Origin of the sequence: Ramlibacter sp., from assembly GCF_041916345.1 — a bacterium.
In the GTDB taxonomy this organism is placed as follows: Bacteria; Pseudomonadota; Gammaproteobacteria; order Burkholderiales; family Burkholderiaceae_C; genus Ramlibacter.
This window is the reverse complement of sequence record NZ_JAYRZR010000015.1, coordinates 34,001-53,945: the sequence shown is the minus strand read 5'-3', so window position 1 is coordinate 53,945 and position 19,945 is coordinate 34,001. Positions and strand designations below refer to the sequence as shown.

The following is a 19,945-nucleotide window of genomic DNA, read 5'->3' as shown; positions in this document are numbered from 1 at the left end:
ACACCCGCCCCAGAGGGGCACATCACCACCGTGGAGAATTGAAATGAACAACGAACTGCCCATCCAACTCTACAAGGCCAATGCCGAGTTGCAGCTTCAGATCACTCGCTTGCTGCAAGAAAGCGGCCACCACTGGTTCGAAGCCATGCAACAGCTCAGTGCTGGCGGCGTGCTGGAGACCACCTCGCGCATCCAGAACCTCCAACAGGCGGCGGACTGGCAGGCGCTTGCCACCTTGCCATCCGAGGTGTTCTGGCGATTGTGTCAGGGCCGTATGGGCGATACACAGGCGGTCGGCCAGGCTGCTGCCAAGAGCCAGGCGGCATTCGCTGATGGCCTGCGCGAGGCGCTGACGACCTGGCAGGCATCCGTCTCCGAAGTATTCGGCGCCAGCGGTGGCACAGCCTCTTTCGCGCAGTTTTGTCAGCAATGGACGCAGCCCTGGAGCGCGCCAGGCGCCGCGCCTCAGGGCAAGGCCAAAAAGTAAGGAGGTGCACATGAGCAGTTCCGGACGAACCGCCCTGGTCACTGGCGGCAATCGCGGTCTTGGCGCGGCCATTGCCCGCGCCCTGGACGACGCGGGCCACCGCGTCATCATCACGCACACGCCCGGCAACGATAAGGTCGCTGCCTGGCTCGACGCGCAGGACACCAAAGGCTACCGGTTCGTGGCCTACGGCGTCGATGTCGGCGACTGGGAATCGACCCAGGCTTTGGCGCGTCAGATTCAGGCGGACGGCTACCACGTTGACATCCTGGTGAACAACGCCGGCATCACCCGTGACGCGACCTTGCGCAAGATGGACAAATCCGGCTGGGACGCCGTGCTGCGCACCAACCTGGACTCCATGTTCAACGTCACCAAGCCGTTCATCGACCCGATGGTGGAGCTTGGCTGGGGACGCATCATCAATATCTCGTCGATCAACGGCAGCAAGGGCCAGTTCGGCCAGACCAATTACTCGGCGGCCAAGGCCGGCGTGCACGGCTTCACCAAGGCGCTGGCGCAGGAGGTGGCGCGCAAGGGCGTGACGGTCAACACCGTCTCGCCGGGCTATTTCGCCACCAAGATGGTGATGGCGGTGCGCGAGGATGTGCGCCAGAAGATCATCGATGCGATTCCGATTGGCCGTCTCGGTCAGCCGGCCGAGATTGCGGCACTTGTCGCCTTCATCGCCAGCGAAGCCGCCGCCTTCATGACCGGCAGCAACGTGGCGATGAACGGCGGCCAGCATATGTATTGAGTAGTCGAGGAGCCTGCGGCATGAAAGTCTGGACCATTCGCGTGGGCAACGTCTCCCCCGGTCGCTGCAATTCACCGAAGAGCATCCTTGGCACACTCGGGTGCTCGGACCCGAAGCATGCGCATTGACACGAGGGTGTTTGCGTGCTGACGGATAGTGATCTGCAAGCCCTCCGGTTGACCGCACGTCTAGCAGGCGTCCTCACCCTGATCCTGATCGACACCCCCATCGCTTGGTGGCTGGCTCGTACCAAGGTCTGGTGGAAAGGGCCGATAGGAGGCTGCCTTGGAGCCTAGATTGCTACGCTATTTCGTTGCAGTCGCGGAAGAGCTGCATCTCGCCCGCGCGGCCGAGCGTCTCGGCATCGAGCAATCTCCCGTATCACGAGCAATGCGCGACCTCGAACGCCTGCTGGGCGTCTCATTGTTCGACCGCAGTGCCCGGCAGACGCGGCTGACTTGGGCCGGCCAGGTGCTGCTGGGCGAAGCTCGGCGCGTGTTGGCCACCGTGGACCAAGCGGTTCAAGCTACCAAGGCTGCAGCGCAGGGCTACCAGAGCTATTTGCGCATCGCCATCTGCGACAGCCTTGCCCAGCCACGCATCGCCTCGCTACTGGCGCGCAGTCGCGAGGAAGAACCTGAATTGGGGATTCGGGTCTTCGATCTGCCGTTTTCGCGGCAGCTCAAGGGCCTGCACGATGACCTGCTGGATGTCGGCTTCGCGCTGTCGGATGCGGTCAACGGAGGGCTGATCGCCGAGCCTGCTTGGAGCGATCCGCTATCGGTGATCGTGCCGACACGCCATCCGCTGCTCGCGCATGCACAGGTCAAGTTGGAAGACGCCTTGAAGTTTCCGCTGGTGCTGTGTCACCCGGATGCGGCGTCGGGCTGCCATGACCAGATTCAGGCACTGCTCGACGGCGCGGCCATCACGCCCAAGATAGCCGACCACGTGACAAGCCTTGGCGTGATGCTCACGCTGGTGGGAGCCGGTTATGGCATCGGCTTTGCCATCGGTGCACAGGTGCAGACTTGGCAGCGGCCCGACATTGCGATACGCCCGCTGGCGGGCATCACGCCCACGCTGACGACCTATCTGCTGCGCCGTCAGAGCGAGCCCTCGGAACCGATGAAGCGGTTCTTGCAGCGTGCTCGGCGGTTGTTCCGGCCGCAAGGCGATGTGCACGCTCCTTGACCCGCATCGGTCCAGGTACGTTGGCTATTGGCAGCCGTCTCCGGCTCTGGGTGGACTTATCTGGTCCGTCACGTTGACAGGGCAATCGCATGAATGACACTGTCGTGGACGGTTGAAATAACCGTTGACGATCAATGGGTTGAACGGGATCTGTTCACAGAGGGTGGATTTCGGTAGTTTTCTATCTTTTTGGGGTGAGCCATGGAGACGGAAGACAGGCTGAGGTTGGCGGAGGTATTTGTATCGATCACCGACCCGAGGCAGCCGGGTAAGGTCGAGCACGACTTGGTCGAACTGTTGGTGGTGGCGGTCAGCGCCGTGCTGGTAGGGGCCGACACCTTTGTTGAGATCGAGTTGTGGGCGAAGGAGAAACTGGACTGGCTGCAGGGCTACCTGAAGCTGGAACACGGCATTCCCTCTCACGATACCTTTGGCCGGCTGTTCGGCCTGATCGACCCGGGGGAATTCGAAGCAGCTTTCCGGCGCTGGGTCAGCTCCGTGGTGCCGGCTCTGGGGGCTGAGATTGTCGCCATCGACGGCAAGACCAGCCGGCGCTCGGGCAAGGTCGATGCCACCCCGCTGCACCTGGTCAGCGCCTTTGCCGCCGGGGCCGGCCTGGTTCTGGGCCAGCGGGCGACCGCCGAGAAATCCAATGAGAAGACGGCAATTCCGCAACTGCTTTCAGTCCTGGCGCTGGAAGGCTGCATCGTCACGATCGATGCCATGGGCACCCAGGCCAATATCGCTCAGGCAATCCGGGAGCGGGGCGCCGACTATGTGCTGGCCGTGAAGGACAATCAGCCGATTCTGGCCGATTCGGTTCGCGACTTCTTCGCCCTGTTCAAGGCGGCACCGGAGAAGACGCCGCATACCGTCGCCGAAACGGTGGAGAAGGACCACGGCCGACTGGAAACCCGCCGCTGCTACGCCTTCGACCAACTCGCCTGCCTGCACCGCGCTGAGCAATGGCCGGGCCTGAAATCCTTCGCCGTGATCGAATCCGAACGTCTGGCCAACGGCAAACTGAGCACGGAACGGCGCTTTTACATCAGCAGCCTGCCCGCCGAAGCAGCGCGCCTGGCGTACGCTGCTCGCCAACACTGGAAAGTCGAGAACTGCCTGCATTGGTGCATGGATGTCGCCTTCGCCGACGATCAGATGCGTGCCCGCACCGGTCATGCCGCTCACAACCTTTCCGTCCTCAAACAACTCACCTTGAACCTGATCCGTCTCGATCCTACCCAGCGCAAAGGCGGAATCAAAGCCCGCCGCCTGATCGCCGCCACATCAGACTCCTATCGAGCTCAACTCCTCCGCATGCTATGACCGTTCATGCGATTGCCCTGGTCACGTTGACCGACTTGGATTTTTGAGTCCAGAATAGAGGCCTTCTTGGGGAGCTGACCCCAAGAAATTCTTTGTTGATCAACCGGTTGGGTTGTGGGTGCTGTTCCCTTCGCCCGCTCCATGCCGCACACGCCACGGGCCTGTGCCGGCCGCCCGTATGATGGCCGCATGCAGCTCGGCCATGGCAGTCACCTCCGCTTGTCCCTGATCGCCCTGGCGAGGTTGCTGGCACTGTGGCTGGCCTGCGCGAGCTGGGCCTTCGCGCAGTCGCCGGGCCCGCAACCCGGGGCCTCTTCGGGGCCTGCAGGCGGCGTCGCGGCCGAGGCCGCTGCGCCGCCGGAGGCGCCGGTGCGCTTCGCCAACCGCACCATCACCACGCTGCGTGGCACCTTCGTCGGGGTCGACCCGCAACGACGGGCGCGCCGGGCGGAAGCCGTGCTGAAGGAACTGGCGCACGACGCAGGGCCGGACGCCGTCATGCTGCGCGTCGAGCCGCAAGGCCACGCGCTGCTGGTCGAGGGCGAACTGGTGCTGGTTCTCACCGAGGCGGATGCCGACCGCCTGCGCTCGCAGACGCTCGGGCAGGCCAGCGCCGAGGCGGCAGACCGCCTGCGGCGGGCACTCGCCGAGACGCAGGAGAGCCGCAACTGGCGCCGGATGGCGCAGGCCATCGCCTTCAGCCTGCTGGCCACGGCGCTGGCCGTCGCCGTCGCCTGGCTGATCTGGCACCTGCGGCGCAGGGCCACCCGCTGGCTGGCGCACCGCGTTGCGCGGCGGGCGCAGACGCTGCATGTCGCGGGCGCGCAGCTGGTGCAGGCCGAGCGCGCCGCCGCCGTCGCGCGCTCGGGCCTCGCGCTGCTGGCCACGCTGCTCATCGGCGCGCTGGCCTTCGAGTGGCTCGGCTTCGTGCTGCGCCAGTTTCCCTACACGCGACCCTGGGGCGAGGGCCTGCTCGCCTTCCTGCTCGGCCTGTTCTCGGGTATCGGTGGCGGTGTCGTCGAGGCCCTGCCGGGCCTGGTGGTCGCCGCCGTCATCTTCGGGCTGGCGCGGGGCATCGTCGTGCTGATGCGGCCCTTCTTTGCCCGGGTGGCCGCGGGCGGGCGACGTGGCGGCTGGCTGGACGCCGATACCGCGCGGCCGACGCAGCGCCTGTTCAGCCTGGGCGTGGCCGTGTTCGCGGTGGTCATGGCCTATCCCTACCTGCCGGGCTCGGGCAGCGAGGCCTTCAAGGGCATCTCGGTGCTGCTGGGTCTGATGGTCACCATCGGCGGCTCCAATCTGTTCAGCCAGGCCGCCAGCGGCCTGGTGCTGCTCTATTCGCGCACGCTGCGCATCGGCGAGTACGTGCGCATCGGCGAGCACGAAGGCACCGTGACCGAGACCGGCGCGTTCACGACCCGCCTGCGCACCGGCCTGGGTGAGGAGCTGACGCTGCCCAACGCGCTGGTGCTGGGATCGGTCACGCGCAACTACTCGCGCGCGGTCGACGGGCCTGGTTTCGTGGTCGACACGGTGGTGACCATCGGTTACGACACGCCATGGCGTCAGGTCGAGGCGATGCTGATCGAGGCGGCGCGTGGCACGCCTGGCGTGCTGGCCGATCCGCCGCCGCAGGTGTTCCAGACCGCCTTGACGGATTTCTACCCCGAGTACCGTCTCGTCTGCCAGGCCCGGGCCGAGCAGCCGCGGCCCCGCGCCGAGGTGCTCAGCCGTCTGCATGCACGCATCCAGGACGTGTTCAACACGCATGGCGTGCAGATCATGTCGCCGCACTACCGCAGCGACCCCGCGCAACCGAAGATCGTGCCGCCCGGCTCTTGGTATGAGCCGCCCGCACGGCCGCCCGTTGCGCAAGGCGAGCCGCCCGCCTGAACCTGTCCATCCGGTGAGGGTTGCAACACCCGGCCGGCCGCGTAAGATGCATTGGCAGCAACGCATCCGGGTCGCCGGCGGGCGCTGCGACTGCAGTCAAGGAGGACCGCCGGTGAAGGATGTCGAGTCGCAAGGCGAGCAGCAGGTGCAGGCGGCTCTGCGCGCCCAGCTGGCCGAGCGCGACGCACGCCTCGCCGACGTCACGCGTGATGCCGACATGCTGATCGGCCGCCTCGCGCAGGAGCTGGAGTCCGTGCTCCAGCGCGTGGGCGAGTTCGGTACCGCGCTGCAGCGGCGCGCGGGCGAAGGGCTCGACGAACGCGAGCGCCACTACGTGCAGCGCATCGTGGAGGCCGCGGCCCAGGGCAGCAGCCTCGTGCAGGGCATGCTGGCCTACGCGCGCGTCGCGCACGCGCCGTTCTCGGCCCGGCCGATGCCGGTGGGGCCGGTGGCCGAGCGGGCGCGTGCCTGGGCCGAGCGCCAGCACCCGGATGACGCCGTGCAATGGTCGATGGACGCATCGGTCACCGTGCTGGCGGATTCGGCGCTGCTCGAACAGGCGCTCGCGCTGCTGTTCGACAACGCCCTGAAGTTCACCCGCGGCCGGGACCCGCGCCGCGTGAGCGTGACGGCCCGCGCCGCCGACGGCTGGTGCGAACTCTCGGTGGCCGACAACGGTGCGGGCTTCGATCCGCACTACGCCGGCCGCCTGTTCACCCCCGGCGGCCGGGTGCACGGCCAGCAGGAGTTTCCTGGCGCGGGCATGGGCCTGGCGTGCGTGCAGCGCATCGTCGCGCGCATGAGAGGCAAGGTCGCGGCCGAGGCCCCGCCTTCCGGTGGCGCCTGCTTCACGCTGCGGCTGCCACTGCCGGTGGACGGGGCGGCCGCCCCGGCGGCCGGCCTGCCGGCGCAGCCGGGCACGCCGCTGCGCGTGCTGCTGGTGGATGACGATCCGATGGTGCTGCTGTCGCTGCGCCAGACGCTCGAGGCGCTGGGCCACGTGGTGACCGTCGCGCATGGCGGGGAGGCGGCGATCGACGAACTGCAGCGCGCCCGGCAGTCCGGCCGTCCGCACGAGGTGCTGCTCACCGACTTCGGCATGCCGCGCCTGCACGGCGGCCAGGTCGCGCGGGCCGCAAAGCAGGCGGATCCCTCGGTGGTGGTGCTGGTGCTCACCGGCTGGGGTGGCCAGGCAGACAGCATGCGCGAGTGGGCGCCCCATGTCGACGGCTGGATCGACAAGCCGCCGCGCCTGGCGCGGCTGCGCGAGGCGCTCACGCTCGCGGCATCGCTGCGATCCGGGGGCGCCCGTGGAACGACCGGCTGAGCCAGCGCCTCCGCGGCCCGAGAGCGGCGTCGTGCGGCGCGCGGCACGCATCGCGGCGCTGTATGCGCTCGTGGCCGTCGCCTGGATCTGGTACTCCGACCGCGCGCTCGAGGCGCTGGTGAGCGACCCCGCAGCGCGCTTGCAGTGGGGCGTGTGGAAGGGCGTGGCCTTCGTCGGGGTCACGGCGCTGCTGCTGTTCGCGCTCATGGTGCGCGCCTTCGGTGCCCTGGACGGCACGGTGCGGCGGCTGCGCCTGCAGGAGGCCGAGCTGGCACGCTTCAACCGGCTCTACGCGGCACTGAGCCAGGTGAACCAGGCGATCGTGATGTCCACCAGCCGCGACCTGCTGTTCCCGCGGGTGTGCGAGGCGCTGGTCCAGCATGGCGGCTTCCGCATCGCGTGGATCGGCGTGCCGTCGGATCCGCCCGGCCTGCTGGTGCCGGCGGCGGTGGCGGGTGACCACCTCGGCTACCTGAGCGCGGTGCGCGTCTCGCCGGATGACGTGCCCATGGGCCGCGGCCCCAGCGGCACCGCCTTCCGCGAGGGCCGCACCGTGGTCGACAACGACCTCATGGCCAGCCCGCCGGATCTGCCCTGGTACGCACCCGCGCGGCGCAGCGGGCTGGGCGCCGCCGCGTCGATGCCGGTGCGCGAGGGCGGGCGGGTGGTCGGCATCCTGTCGCTCTACGCCGGCGAGGCGGGCTACTTCCGCGAGCGGGAGATCGCCCTGCTGGAGGAGGCCGCGACGGACCTGTCGTTCGCGCTGGACAACTTCGTGCGCGAGGCGGAGCGGCGTCGCGCGCAGGCCGCCGTCGCGGCCGAGCAGCGCTTCTCGCAGGCGCTGGTCGATTCCGTGCCCGGCGTGCTGTACCTCTATGACGACGAGCTGCGCTTCCTGCGCTGGAACCGCAGCTTCGAGGTCACCTCGGGCTACACCGCCGAGGAGATCGCGCGCATGAAGCCGGGCGACTTCTTCCCGCCCGAGGATGCGGCGCGCGTGGGGGATCGCATCGAGCTGGTCTTCGCCAGCGGAGAGGCCAGCGTGGAGGCGCGCCTGCGCGCGCGCGACGGCACCCTCACGCCCCATCTCTTCACCGGCCGCCGGGTGGAGGTGGATGGCCGCCCCTGCCTGGTGGGCGTGGGCATCGACATCTCCGAGCGCGTGCGCGTGGAGGCCGCGCTGCGCGAAAGCGAGGAGCGCATGCGACAGCTGGCCGAGAACATCAATGAGGTGTTCTGGCTCACCGATGTCACCAAGGCGGTGATGCTGTACGTGAGCCCGGCCTACGAGCGCATCTGGGGCCGTTCGCGGCGCGAGCTGCACGAGCACCCCGCGAGCTGGATGGACGCGGTGCACCCGGACGACCGAGAGCGCGTCGTCGCGGCCGCGCAGCGCCAGCAGGAAGGCACCTACGACGAGACCTACCGCATCGTCCGGCCCGACGGCAGCCAGCGCTGGGTGCGTGACCGCGCCTTCCCCGTGCGTGACGCGCAGGGCGTGGTGCAGCGGCTGGTGGGCACGGCAGTCGACGTGACGGACTACCTCGCCCTGCAGGCCCAACTCGACCGCGCCCGCCGGCTGGAATCGATCGGCCAGCTCACCGGCGGCATGGCGCATGACTTCAACAACCTCCTGACCGTCATCCTCGGCAATGCCGAGGTGCTGGCCACGCGACTGGGCCCCGGTCATGCGCTCGAACCGATGGCCCGGCTGGTGGTGGAGGCCGCCGAGCGCGGTGCGGCGCTCACCCAGCAACTGCTGGCCTTCGCCCGCCGGCAGCCGCTGCGGCCCCAGGTGGTGGACGTGAACGAGGTCGCCCGCAGCGTGGTGAGCCTGGTGGCACCGATGCTGGGCGGCCGCATCACCTGCCGCCTGTCGGTGGCCCCCGCGCCGGCGCTGGCGCGGGTGGACAGCGTGCAGCTGGACAACGCCGTGCTCAACCTCTGCCTCAATGCACGCGACGCCATGCCCGAGGGCGGCACGCTGGTGGTTTCCACCTGCGTCCGCCGCCTCGAAGCCGGCGAGTCGGGGGTAGGGGGGCCGCTGACCCCTGGTGACTACGTGGAGCTGGCGGTGGAAGATGAAGGCACCGGCATCGTCGACGAGCACATGGACCGTCTCTTCGAACCCTTCTTCACCACCAAGGGCCCGGGCCGGGGCACGGGGCTGGGCCTGCCCATGGTGTACGGTTTCGTGCGCCAGTCGGGCGGGGACGTCCGGGTGTGGTCGCGCCCCGGCGAGGGAACCCGTTTCGCGCTGCTGCTGCCCGGCGTGCCAGCCCCTGCGGCGGCGTGACCCTGTCCAACTGGCGGACTGTCTGGCGGGGGTGAACTCGGCTACGATGCGTTACACGTATCAGTTGCCTTCCGGGCGCTGCCGAGATCCGTCTGTCAGGAGCAGCCATGGCGACCACGCAAGCAGATGACCGGCCGGCCGCGGCGCCAGCCGCCAAGCCATTCGAGTGGGAAGCCCTGCTGTCGCAAGGGCACCTGCAGACCAGCCTGGTGCGGCGGGCGGTGCGCATCACGCTGTTCTACGCGGTGTTTGCCGCCATCTGGATCTACCTGTCCGACGAGGTGGCCAGGCGTCTGGCGGACGACCTGCACGAGGTGGTGGAACTCAACACCTACAAGGGCCTCGCCTTCGTGCTGGTGACGTCGGTCCTGCTGCTGACGTTGATCCTGCGCGTGTTCGGCCGGCTCGACCGCGCGTACCGGGGTTTGGAGGCGCGCAAGGCCGAGGTGGCGCGCTTCAGCCGCCTGTTCGAGGCGCTGAGCGAGATCAACCATGCGAGCCTGTGGGCGACCTCACAGGAGGACCTGTTCCGCCGCGTGTGCGAGGCGCTGGTGCGCCACGGCGGTTTCCGCATGGCCTGGATCGGCTGGGAGTCGGATCCTCCGGGGCGCCTGGTGCCGGTGGCCGAGTCCGGCGATCAGGGTGGCTACCTGCAGAAGATCACGGTCTCCACGCTCGACGACGAGCTGGGCCACGGGCCCTCGGGCACGGCCTTCCGGACAGCGAAGCCTTCGGTGCGCAACGACGTGCTGGCCGACAGTGCCAGCAGCCCCTGGCATGCGCACATGAGCGAGCACGGCTACCGTGCCACGGCGGGGTTCCCGATCCGCGAAGGCAGCGAGGTGAAGGGCGTGCTGTCGGTCTACGCGGGCGAGGCCGGCTTCTTCCACGACCGGGAGATCGAGCTGCTCGCGCGCGCGACCGCCAACCTCTCCTATGCCATCGACCGCTTCCGCCGCAAGCGGATGCGCGAGCAGGCCGAGAACCAGGCGCGCACGGAGCGCGAGCTGTCACAGGGGATGATCGAGGCCCTGCCAGGACTCGTGTTCCTGTTCGATCTGAACAAGCGCTACCTGCGCTGGAACCGCAACACCGAGACCATCACGGGCTACAGCGGCCACGAACTGGCGGCGATGAGCCCGCTGGACTACTTCGAACCCGAGGACCAACCTCGCATCCAGCGACGCATCACGCAGGCGCTGGAGCAGGGCGAGGCTTCGGTGGAGGCCAACCTGCGCACGCGTGACGGCCGCCTGCTGCCGTACTCGCTGACCGGCCGCCGCATCGACATCGACGGCACGCCGTGCATCCTGGGCATGGGCGTGCCGCGCCTCGTGCGCGGGCCGGACACGCCCGACACCAGCGGCGGCCCGGCAACTGCCTGACGCGGCGTAGCGCCTACTTCAGCACATCGCCCACACAGAGGTACTTGATCTCCACGTACTCGTCGATGCCGTGGTGGCTGCCCTCGCGGCCCAGGCCCGACTGCTTGACGCCGCCGAAGGGCACGTGCTCGGTCGCGATGATGCCGACGTTGATGCCCACCATGCCGTATTCCAGCGCCTCGCTCACGCGGAAGATACGGCCCACGTCGCGGCTGTAGAAGTAGCTGGCCAGGCCGAACTCGGTGTCGTTGGCGGCCGCGATGGCCTCCTGCTCGGTGTGGAAGCGGAACACCGGCGCCAGCGGGCCGAAGGTCTCTTCCTTCGCGCACAGCATCTCGCTGGTGGCACCTGCGATCACGGTGGGCTGGAAGAACTGGCCCTGCAGCTTCTGCCCGCCGGTGACCACGCGGGCGCCCTTGGCCAGGGCGTCGGCCACGTGCCGCTGCACCTTGTCCACCGCGGCGTCCTCGATCAGCGGACCCTGCACCACGCCCTCCTCGAAGCCGTTGCCCACCTTCATGGCGGCCACGCGCGCCGCGAACTTCTCGACGAACGCGTCGTACACACCGTCCTGCACGTAGATGCGGTTGGCGCACACGCAGGTCTGGCCGGCATTGCGGTACTTGCTGGCGATGGCGCCTTCCACCGCGCTGTCCAGGTCGGCGTCGTCGAAGACGATGAAGGGCGCGTTGCCACCCAGCTCCAGCGCGAGCTTCTTCACCGTGGGCGCGCTCTGCGCCATCAGGATGCGGCCGACCTCGGTGGAGCCGGTGAAGCTGATGTGGCGCACCGTGTCGCTGGCGCAGAACACCTTGCCCACCGCGATGCTGTTGGCGCCGTCGGCGCTGATGACGTTCAGCACGCCGGGCGGGAAGCCGGCGCGCAGGCCCAGCTCCGCGGCGGCCAGCGCCGTGAGCGGCGTCAGCTCCGCCGGCTTGATGACCACCGGGCAGCCGGCGGCCAGGGCGGGCGCCACCTTGCGCGTGATCATCGCCAGCGGGAAGTTCCACGGCGTGATGGCGGCGCACACGCCGATGGGCTGGCGGATCACCAGCAGGCGGCGGTTGTTGTCGAACTGCGGCAGCGTCTCGCCGTTGATGCGCTTGGCCTCCTCGGCGAACCACTCGACGAAGCTGGCGCCATAGGCGATCTCGCCCTTGGCCTCGGCGAAGGGCTTGCCCTGTTCGGCGGTGAGGATGCGGCCCAGGTCCTCCTGGTTCGCCATCAGCAGGTCGAACCACTTGCGCAGGATGATGCTGCGCTCCTTGGCGGTCTTGCTGCGCCAGGCGGGCCAGGCGCGGTCGGCGGCGGCGATGGCGGCCTCGGCGTCGGCAGGCCCCAGGTTGGCCACGTCGGTCAGGCGCTGGCCGGTGGCGGGGTCGTGCACGTCGAAGCGGGTGCTGCCCTTGACCCACTGGCCGTCGATCAGGCCATCGGTCTTCAGCAGCGTGGGGTCCTTCAGCAGGGCGAGGGGGGAAGTCTTCATGTCCATGGCGGTCTCCGGAATGCGTTCGGCCGATGGTAACGCCGGCGCCAGGGCAGCCGGATCGCGCAAGTGGCGTGGCGGCGCAAGGGCAAGACCCTTTGGCGCCGCCGGCATGGGCGCCTGCGGTAGGCTCCGCGCCCGTGGACTCCGTCTCCCAAATCGCACTGGGCGCCGCCGTGGGCGTGGCCGTCATGGGCCGCCGCACGGCGGTGTGGAAGGCCGCGCTCTGGGGCGGCGTGGCCGGCACGCTGCCGGATCTGGACGTGCTGGTGGACCATGGGGACGCGGTGCGCAACATGACGCTGCACCGCGCCGACTCGCACGCGCTGTTCTGGCTGACCGTGGCTGCGCCCGTGCTGGCGGCCGTGCCCGCGGCTGTGCACCGGCAGTGGACCGTATACCGGGGGTGGCTGCTGGCGATCTGGCTCGCACTCGCCACCCATCCGCTGCTGGATGCCATGACGGTCTACGGCACGCAGCTCCTGCGGCCGTTCACCGATCACCCCTACGGCGTGGGCAGCATCTTCATCATCGACCCGCTCTACACCCTGCCTTTGCTGGTGGGGCTGGGCGTGGCGCTGGCGCGTGGCGGCGGGCGCGGGCTGCGCTGGAACCAGGTGGGGCTGGCACTGTCCACCGCCTACCTGGCCTGGGGTGTGGCCGTCCAGGCGCATGTGCGCAGCGTGGCCGAGGCCTCGCTGGCCGCGAAGGGCGCACCGCCCGCCCGCCTGCTCGTCACGCCCACGGCGTTCAACACCGTGCTGTGGCGCGTGGTGGCGATGCACCCCGACGGCAGCTACGACGAGGGCTTCCACTCGCTGCTGGATGCGCACCCGCTGCGCTGGGAGCGTCATGCACCTGAGGGCCGCGCGGCGTTGCGCGGTGAGCTGGCGGGCGTGGATGCGGTGGAGCGGCTCGCGCGCTTCAGCCATGGCTTCTACAAGGTGCATGCGGCCGACGGTCTGGCGCGGGTGACCGACCTGCGCATGGGCCAGGAGCCGCACTACACCTTCAGCTTCGTGGTGGCGCGGCAGGAGGCCGGGCGCTGGGTGCCCGTGCAGGCGCGCAACCAGGGCTCGCGCGGCGACATCCGCGCCGGCCTCGCGTGGCTGTGGCGGCGCCTGCAGGGCGAAGACCTGCAGCCGCCGCGCTGATGCGGGGGCACGGCCCTGCGCGGGGCCCTTGCGCACCGCACCCGCTTCTATAATCGAATGTTCTTCTGAATCAAGCGTTTAGGCGCGCCCGCGCGTCCATTCCGCCCCTGCCCCCAAGCCCCCGCCATGAGCACGCCCACCTTCACCGTCGCCCAGATCCGCCAGACCTTCCTCGATTTCTTCAAGGACCGGGGGCACACGGTGGTGGCCTCCAGCCCGCTGGTGCCGGGCAACGACCCCACGCTGATGTTCACCAACTCCGGCATGGTGCAGTTCAAGGACGTGTTCCTCGGCACCGACAAGCGCAGCTACGTGCGCGCGGCCTCGGTGCAGGCCTGCCTGCGCGCCGGCGGCAAGCACAACGACCTGGAGAACGTGGGCTACACCGCGCGGCACCACACCTTCTTCGAGATGCTGGGCAACTGGAGCTTCGGTGACTACTTCAAGCGCGAGTCGCTGAAGTGGGCCTGGGAGCTGCTGACCGAGGTCTACAAGCTGCCGGCGGATCGCCTGTGGGCCACGGTCTACGAAGAGGACGACGAGGCCTACGACATCTGGACGAAGGAGATCGGCCTGCCGCCCGAGCGCGTGGTGCGCATCGGCGACAACAAGGGCGCGCGCTACGCCAGCGACAACTTCTGGATGATGGCCGACACCGGCCCCTGCGGCCCGTGTTCCGAGATCTTCTACGACCACGGCCCGCACATCGCCGGCGGCCCCCCGGGCAGCCCCGAGGCCGATGGCGACCGCTACATCGAGATCTGGAACAACGTGTTCATGCAGTTCGACATGCAGCCCGATGGCTCGGTCCGGCCGCTGCCCGCGCCCTGCGTGGACACCGGCATGGGCCTGGAGCGCCTGGCCGCGATCCTGCAGCACGTGCACAGCAACTACGAGATCGACCTCTTCGACACGCTGATCACCGCCGCGGCGAAGGCCACCGACACGCAGGACCTGAGCAACCCCTCGCTGCGCGTCATCGCCGACCATATCCGTGCCACGGCGTTCCTGGTGGCCGACGGCGTGATCCCGTCGAACGAGGGCCGCGGCTATGTGCAGCGCCGCATCATCCGCCGCGCCATCCGCCACGGCTACAAGCTGGGCCGCAAGACGCCCTTCTTCCACCAGCTGGTGCCCACCCTGGTGCAGCTGATGGGCGAGGCCTACCCCAACCTCGCGCAGCAGCAGCAGCGCGTGATGGACGTTCTGAAGGCCGAGGAGGAGCGCTTCTACGAGACGCTCGCCAACGGCATGGAAATCCTGGATGCCGCGCTGGCCGGTGGCCAGCAGGTGCTGCCGGGTGACGTGGCCTTCAAGCTGCACGACACCTACGGCTTCCCGCTCGACCTGTCGGCGGACGTGTGCCGCGAGCGCGGCGTGAGCGTCGACGAGGCGGGCTTCAATGCGGCGATGGAGAAGCAGAAGGCCGCGGGCCGTGCCGCCGGCAAGTTCAAGATGGACCGCGTGCTCGACTACTCGGGCGCCGGCAACCGCTTCGTCGGCTACGAGAAGCTGGAAGAGGGCGCCAAGGTCGTCGCGATCTACGTGGATGGCACGCCGGTGGCCGAGCTCAAGTGGGGCCAGCCGGGCATCGTGGTGCTGGACAGCACACCCTTCTATGCCGAGAGCGGTGGCCAGGTCGGCGATGCCGGCCGCATCACCAGCGGCTCGGCCGTGTTCGAGGTGGAGGACACGCAGAAGATCAAGGCCGACGTGTACGGCCACCACGGCCACCTGGCCACGGGCACGCTGGCCGTGGGCGATCACGTGCAGGCCTCGGTGGACATGGCGCGCCGCCACGCGACGATGCGCAACCACTCGGTCACGCACCTGATGCACAAGGCCCTGCGCGAGGTGCTGGGCGGCCACGTGCAGCAGAAGGGCTCGTTGGTCGATGCCGACAAGACCCGCTTCGACTTCACCCACAACGCGCCGGTCACGCCCGAGCAGGTGCGCGAGATCGAGCAACGGGTGAACGCCGAGATCCTGGCCAACGCCGCCACGCAGGCGCGCGTGATGGACATCGAGTCCGCCAAGGCCACCGGCGCCATGATGCTGTTCGGCGAGAAGTACGGCGACAGCGTGCGCGTGCTCGACATCGGCAGCAGCCGCGAGCTGTGCGGAGGCACGCACGTGCAGCGCACCGGTGACATCGGCCTGTTCAAGATCGTGGCCGAGAGCGGCGTGGCCGCGGGCGTGCGCCGCGTGGAGGCAGTCACGGGCGCCAATGCCCTGGCTTACCTGCAGCAGCTTGAAGGCACCGTGCAGTCCGTCGCCGGCTCGCTCAAGGCCGCCCCGACCGAACTGCAGGGCCGCGTGAACCAGGTGCTGGAGCAGGTGCGCGCGCTCGAGAAGGAAGTGGCGCAGCTCAAGGGCAAGCTCGCCTCTTCGCAGGGCGATGACCTGGTGAGCCAGGCAGTGGACGTGAAGGGCCTGAAGGTCCTGGCCGCGCGCCTGGACGGCGCCGACGCCAAGACCCTGCGCGACACGCTGGACAAGCTCAAGGACAAGCTCAAGACGGCCGCCATCGTGCTGGCCACGGTGGAAGGCGGCAAGGTGCAGCTGGCCGCTGGCGTGACGGCCGACAGCACGGGCAAGGTCAAGGCCGGCGAGCTGGTGAACTTCGTCGCCCAGCAGGTGGGCGGCAAGGGCGGCGGCAAGCCCGACATGGCCATGGCCGGCGGCACCGACGCCGCCGCGCTGCCCGCGGCGCTGGCCTCGGTGCAGGGCTGGGTGGCCGGCAAGGTGTGAGGCTTACCGTCACCGTCATCGGTTAGTCTCCTGTCCCATCAGGCGCGAGGTTGGCGCCGGGGAGGGGCGATGCGAAAACGATTCGGCTGGAGTGCGTGGCTTCTGGCGGCTGCGCTGCTGGGCGCCTGCGGCGGGGGCGGTGACGAAGGCTTGCGGGCGGTGAAGGCGGCTTCGCCGCTTGCAGGGCCCGTCGCGACGGATCCGCAGGCGTTGCGCAAGGCCGCCACGCCCATCGCGGGCGACTTCATGGTCAACGGCGGCTTCGAGCAGGGTGAGGCGGGGTGGTCTGGCGTGTCGTCTGCGGGCTACGCCCTGACCGGTGGCTTCAATGCGCCCCCAGCACCGCCCAACACCGGCTCGCGCATGGCGTGGCTGGGCGGTGACAACCGCCTTCGCGACCAGCTCAGCCAGACCATCACCGGCACCAAGGGTCCGCACCGCATCTACCTTGAGTTCTGGTATCAGGTCTTGACGGAGGAGAAGAGCGAGGACACCGCCTACGACGTGCTCGAAGTGCTCGCCTTCGCCGGCGATACGACATCAGGGGTCGTGACCACCCTGTCGAACGTGAACCGGACCAAGGGCTGGACAAGAGCCGGGCCCTTCGACATCAGCTACTACCGCGGCTACACGGGACCCTTGCGCTTCCAGTCCACCACGGACGAGACCCTGCCCACGTCCTTCCTCATTGACGACGTGAGCGTCTACACCGTGCCCGAGGTGGGGCTCGCGCCTGAGAGCGGCATGTGGTGGAACCCCGCCGAGCCCGGGCGCGGCTTTTTCATCGACTACCGGAATGACCAGGTGCTGCTGGGTGCGTACATGTTCGAGCCCAGCGAATGGGCGACCTGGTATTCGGGGCAACTCACGCGCGTAGGGCCGATCTTCAACGAGTTCGGCGGCGAACTGCAGCGCCACCAGGGCGGACAGTCGCTGGCCGGCGCGTGGCGGCCGCCGACGGCATCCGCCGCGACGAGGTGGTTCGGTGCCCGGTTCGGCACGCCGACGCGAGGGATGCTGGAGGGGCGGGCGGCTGACGGCGCCCCCATCGCCATCGGCATCGAGCGCTTCTCCGTCACGGGCGGCCCCATCCAGCCCTCCGCCGCGCGCTTCCAGAACGGCATGTGGTGGAGCGAGGCCGAGAGCGGACGCGGCTACGTGGTGGATGTGCAGGGCAGCACCGTGCTGTTCGGCGCGTTCATGTACAACGAAGCGGGCCAGCCCGTGTGGTACGTGGCCTCTGCACCGCTCACTAGCCCCGACAGTTTCGTGGTGGCGCTGCAGCAGATGCGCAGCGGCCAGACGCTGGGTGGAGGCTGGCGCGAGGCGATCGCATTGCCTGATCGGATCGGCTCGATCCGGTTCGAGGCGAGCTCCGCCACCGCGGCCACGCTCACGCTGCCGAACGGGCGGTCCGTGGCGATCCGGCGTGTGGCATCGTGAGCGGAGCGGCCACGGTCGCGGGATGGACCTGACACGAAGGCGCCGGTCTGTGGCGCTGTTCACACTGAACCGCGCCGACGACGTCGTCTGTCAGGCTCGTCAACCCTGTTCTCCTCTATAGTGCTCAGGTTCATCATCTCGGGGGTTTCCGTGCGGCAACGGTGCGAAGGTCAACAGCTCGGTTTCGGCGCCGTCGCCATCGCGGCCCTGCTGGCAGCCGGGGCCGCGACGGCCCAGGTCCAGGTTCAGATGGATCCCGCCCTGGAGCGCCAGGCCGACGAGGCCTACCGCCAGATCCTGCAGCAGCCCAACGACCTCGCCCTGTGGTCGAAGTACGCGCGCATCCAGGTGGAAGGCGGCAACTACGAAGGGGCCATCGGCGCGCTGGAGCGCCTGATGCTGCAGCCCGACTACCCGCCGGAGCTGCCGCTCGAGATCGCGGTGCTCTACTACCGGCTCGGCTCCTACGGGCAGGCGGCCGCGCTGGCGAACCAGGCGCTGGCCGACTCGCGGCTGCCCGCCGCGCAACGTGCCTTCGCGGAGACCATCGCCAGGGATGCCCTGCGCCGCAACCAGCCAACGCAGTTGCGCGGCCACGCGGTCGTGGGCATCCGCTCGCAGTCCAATCCGGCGTATCGCACCAGTGCCTCGCAGGTGCAGTCCGCGGGCATCGTGGTGCCCGTCGCGGCCAGCCAGAAGCCCGACTCCGACTGGGACATCAACCTCGGCCTGCGCCTGCAGCACACCTACGACCTGGAGTGGCAGAACAGCGCGGCGATCACCAGCAACTTCTCCGCCTACGTGGTGGACTACCACGCGTCGAGCGGCAGCGCGCTGCAGGCCAGCCCCACGCACGCCTACGACCTCACCGCGCTGGACCTGAACACCGGCTTCGAGTTCAAGCCCATGCCCGGCACGACGCCGCAACTCACCCTGCGGCCGCACCTGAGCCTGGCGAACATCACGGCCCAGCGTCATCGCTACATGGACGGCAAGGGCCTGGGCCTCGACATCTCCTGGCGGCAGGACGAGCGCACCGTGCTCGACGTGACCGTCGACACGCAGCACCGTGATTTCGAGACGCGGGTCGACTTCCTGAACGCCGCTGACGTGAGCGGCCGGCTCGCCAGCGTGCGCGCGCGGCTGTCGCGCGAACTGCGCCCCGGGCACGTCTTCACTGGCGAGGTCGCGTTCCGCGCCAACGCCACCCGCCTCGCCTTGCACGACTACGACCAGCAGGAGGCGCGCGTCACCTACGCGGTGTCCTATGCCAGCCCGGTGTCGCCCACCGCGCCGGGGTGGACGACCTCGGTCTCGCTCGCGGCGCTGCAGCGCGACTACGACGCCCCCGATCCGGGCGTGAACGCCAATGCCGCACGAACCGACAGCGAGTGGCGCCTGTCGGTCAACCACGCGGTGCCGATCACCAGCCAGTGGATGGCCCTGTTCTCGGTGGAGCACGCCCGCAACCGCTCCAACCTGCCGAACTTCCGCTACCGCAACACATCGGCATCGGCCAGCCTGATGCGCTCTTTCTGAAGACGACGATGCCCAACCGATCCAGCCCGCGCCATCCCGCCGCCAGGAGTGACCGATGAGCCCCCCGATTCCCAAGGACTGGTGGCTGGCCGCCGCACTGACCGGCGCCGCGCTGCCTTCCGCACTGGCGCAGACGACGCCGCCGAGCGCGCAGGCCCGCGGGCCCGCCGGCGTCATCACCACCACCGAACCCGGCAAGCCGGCCGTTGTGCAACCGCTCTACATGGAAGCCGCACGCGGACAGAAGGTGGTGACGGGGCCCAACCAGACCGTTCACGTGCTGTTCCCGGATCAGTCCGCCGTGACAGTCGGCCCCAACAGTGAAGTGGCCATTGCCCGGCTGGAGTACGACGCCCAGAAGAAGGAAGGCAGCATCGCGCTGGAATTCACCCGCGGCTTCCTGCGCGTCGTGGGCGGCGTGATCAGCAAGCGCAACGAGGTCCTGGTGCGCACGGCCACGGCCACGGTGGGCATCCGCGGCGGCATCAGCACGCTGCAGTCGAACGGCCCCAACCTCATGGCCCAGTTCCTGTTCGGCCTGTCGATGTCGCTCACGAACAATGGCAACAACGGGGCCCCCCCGCTGATCATCAATCGTCCCGGCTTCGGGGTGATGTTCGGCCCCGGCGGCCTTGGCCAGCCCATCCGCCTGTCGCCACCCCCGCCGCCTGCCCCGCCACCGGGGCCGGCGCCTGGGCCGGCACCCGGGCCCTCGCAAGGCGGGGGCACGCTGCCGGGAGGCGGCACGCCCGCTCCCAATCTCTCGCCGGACCGCCTGGGCGGGCCGTCCACGCCGCCGCCGCCCAGCCAGGGTGGCAATGCCGCGCCGCCGACCCTGCAGAACCTGCTGGGCAGCGGCAGCATCCCGAACCAGTCCTGATGCCGGTGGCGGGCCCTGCGCCCGCGC

The 19,945-nt window shown here is 69.2% G+C and carries 14 protein-coding genes and 1 pseudogene; 13 read left to right on the top strand and 2 right to left on the bottom strand.

The genetic code is table 11. The features are described from left to right. Positions 1 to 43: 43 nt before the first annotated feature. A complete protein-coding gene (locus ACE3T5_RS06705; protein WP_054666179.1) occupies positions 44 to 487 on the top strand; it encodes a phasin family protein in 444 nt (147 codons plus the stop codon). Positions 488 to 497: 10 nt separating this feature from the next. Next, a complete protein-coding gene (phbB, locus tag ACE3T5_RS06700; protein WP_374665771.1) occupies positions 498 to 1,244 on the top strand; it encodes an acetoacetyl-CoA reductase in 747 nt (248 codons plus the stop codon). Positions 1,245 to 1,263: 19 nt separating this feature from the next. On the opposite strand, the pseudogene ACE3T5_RS06695 reads toward phbB, so the two are convergent. Further along, a pseudogene (locus ACE3T5_RS06695) lies at positions 1,264 to 1,359 on the bottom strand (TetR/AcrR family transcriptional regulator); the annotation flags it as partial. Between the two features lie 170 nt (positions 1,360 to 1,529). On the opposite strand from ACE3T5_RS06695, the gene ACE3T5_RS06690 reads away from it, so the two are divergent. From ACE3T5_RS06690 to ACE3T5_RS06665, 6 genes are all read left to right on the top strand, one after another. Further along, positions 1,530 to 2,438 (top strand): LysR family transcriptional regulator, encoded by a 909-nt coding sequence (locus tag ACE3T5_RS06690; RefSeq protein WP_083483057.1) that lies wholly within the window; start codon positions 1,530 to 1,532, stop codon positions 2,436 to 2,438. 201 nt (positions 2,439 to 2,639) lie between these two features. Continuing rightward, a complete protein-coding gene (locus ACE3T5_RS06685; RefSeq protein WP_374665768.1) occupies positions 2,640 to 3,764 on the top strand; it encodes an ISAs1 family transposase in 1,125 nt (374 codons plus the stop codon). A gap of 189 nt (positions 3,765 to 3,953) precedes the next feature. Next, the gene (locus ACE3T5_RS06680) at positions 3,954 to 5,657 is read left to right on the top strand and encodes a mechanosensitive ion channel family protein (protein ID WP_374665766.1); all 1,704 of its coding nucleotides are present in this window, start codon (positions 3,954 to 3,956) and stop codon (positions 5,655 to 5,657) included. Between the two features lie 112 nt (positions 5,658 to 5,769). After that, a complete protein-coding gene (locus tag ACE3T5_RS06675; protein WP_374665764.1) occupies positions 5,770 to 6,984 on the top strand; it encodes an ATP-binding protein in 1,215 nt (404 codons plus the stop codon). Continuing rightward, positions 6,968 to 9,280, top strand: a complete 2,313-nt coding sequence (locus tag ACE3T5_RS06670; protein ID WP_374665762.1) for a PAS domain S-box protein — start codon at positions 6,968 to 6,970, stop codon at positions 9,278 to 9,280. The genes ACE3T5_RS06675 and ACE3T5_RS06670 overlap by 17 nt, the downstream gene beginning before the upstream one ends. 107 nt (positions 9,281 to 9,387) lie before the next feature. Beyond that, on the top strand, positions 9,388 to 10,665 hold the full coding sequence (locus ACE3T5_RS06665) for a GAF domain-containing protein (protein ID WP_374665760.1): 1,278 nt from the start codon (positions 9,388 to 9,390) through the stop codon (positions 10,663 to 10,665). 13 nt (positions 10,666 to 10,678) lie between these two features. On the opposite strand, the gene ACE3T5_RS06660 is transcribed toward ACE3T5_RS06665, so the two are convergent. After that, positions 10,679 to 12,157 carry an NAD-dependent succinate-semialdehyde dehydrogenase gene (locus ACE3T5_RS06660; RefSeq protein ID WP_374665758.1) on the bottom strand — a complete coding sequence of 493 codons (1,479 nt, stop codon included), beginning with the start codon at positions 12,155 to 12,157 and terminating at the stop codon, positions 10,679 to 10,681. 134 nt (positions 12,158 to 12,291) lie between these two features. Here ACE3T5_RS06660 and ACE3T5_RS06655 point away from each other — a divergent pair, with 134 nt between their 5' ends. From ACE3T5_RS06655 to ACE3T5_RS06635, 5 genes are all read left to right on the top strand, one after another. Then, complete coding sequence (locus tag ACE3T5_RS06655; RefSeq protein ID WP_374665755.1) at positions 12,292 to 13,305, top strand: metal-dependent hydrolase; 1,014 nt, start codon at positions 12,292 to 12,294, stop codon at positions 13,303 to 13,305. Between the two features lie 126 nt (positions 13,306 to 13,431). Next, on the top strand, positions 13,432 to 16,056 hold the full coding sequence (gene alaS / locus ACE3T5_RS06650) for an alanine--tRNA ligase (RefSeq protein ID WP_374665753.1): 2,625 nt from the start codon (positions 13,432 to 13,434) through the stop codon (positions 16,054 to 16,056). 69 nt (positions 16,057 to 16,125) lie between these two features. Then, positions 16,126 to 17,499: a hypothetical protein gene (locus ACE3T5_RS06645; protein WP_374665751.1), complete on the top strand. Its 1,374-nt coding sequence runs from the start codon at positions 16,126 to 16,128 to the stop codon at positions 17,497 to 17,499. Between the two features lie 249 nt (positions 17,500 to 17,748). Then, positions 17,749 to 19,038 carry a surface lipoprotein assembly modifier gene (locus tag ACE3T5_RS06640; protein ID WP_374665748.1) on the top strand — a complete coding sequence of 430 codons (1,290 nt, stop codon included), beginning with the start codon at positions 17,749 to 17,751 and terminating at the stop codon, positions 19,036 to 19,038. Between the two features lie 55 nt (positions 19,039 to 19,093). Beyond that, complete coding sequence (locus ACE3T5_RS06635; RefSeq protein ID WP_374665746.1) at positions 19,094 to 19,918, top strand: FecR domain-containing protein; 825 nt, start codon at positions 19,094 to 19,096, stop codon at positions 19,916 to 19,918. Positions 19,919 to 19,945: the final 27 nt, after the last annotated feature.

Coding starts and splice junctions, on each gene's coding strand:
- ACE3T5_RS06680 (WP_374665766.1), top strand. CDS start 3,954: ATGCAGCTCGGCCATGGCAGTCACCTCCGCTTGTCCCTGATCGCCCTG.
- ACE3T5_RS06705 (WP_054666179.1), top strand. CDS start 44: ATGAACAACGAACTGCCCATCCAACTCTACAAGGCCAATGCCGAGTTG.
- ACE3T5_RS06665 (WP_374665760.1), top strand. CDS start 9,388: ATGGCGACCACGCAAGCAGATGACCGGCCGGCCGCGGCGCCAGCCGCC.
- phbB (WP_374665771.1), top strand. CDS start 498: ATGAGCAGTTCCGGACGAACCGCCCTGGTCACTGGCGGCAATCGCGGT.
- alaS (WP_374665753.1), top strand. CDS start 13,432: ATGAGCACGCCCACCTTCACCGTCGCCCAGATCCGCCAGACCTTCCTC.
- ACE3T5_RS06645 (WP_374665751.1), top strand. CDS start 16,126: ATGCGAAAACGATTCGGCTGGAGTGCGTGGCTTCTGGCGGCTGCGCTG.
- ACE3T5_RS06635 (WP_374665746.1), top strand. CDS start 19,094: ATGAGCCCCCCGATTCCCAAGGACTGGTGGCTGGCCGCCGCACTGACC.
- ACE3T5_RS06685 (WP_374665768.1), top strand. CDS start 2,640: ATGGAGACGGAAGACAGGCTGAGGTTGGCGGAGGTATTTGTATCGATC.
- ACE3T5_RS06640 (WP_374665748.1), top strand. CDS start 17,749: ATGGATCCCGCCCTGGAGCGCCAGGCCGACGAGGCCTACCGCCAGATC.
- ACE3T5_RS06660 (WP_374665758.1), bottom strand. CDS start 12,157: ATGGACATGAAGACTTCCCCCCTCGCCCTGCTGAAGGACCCCACGCTG.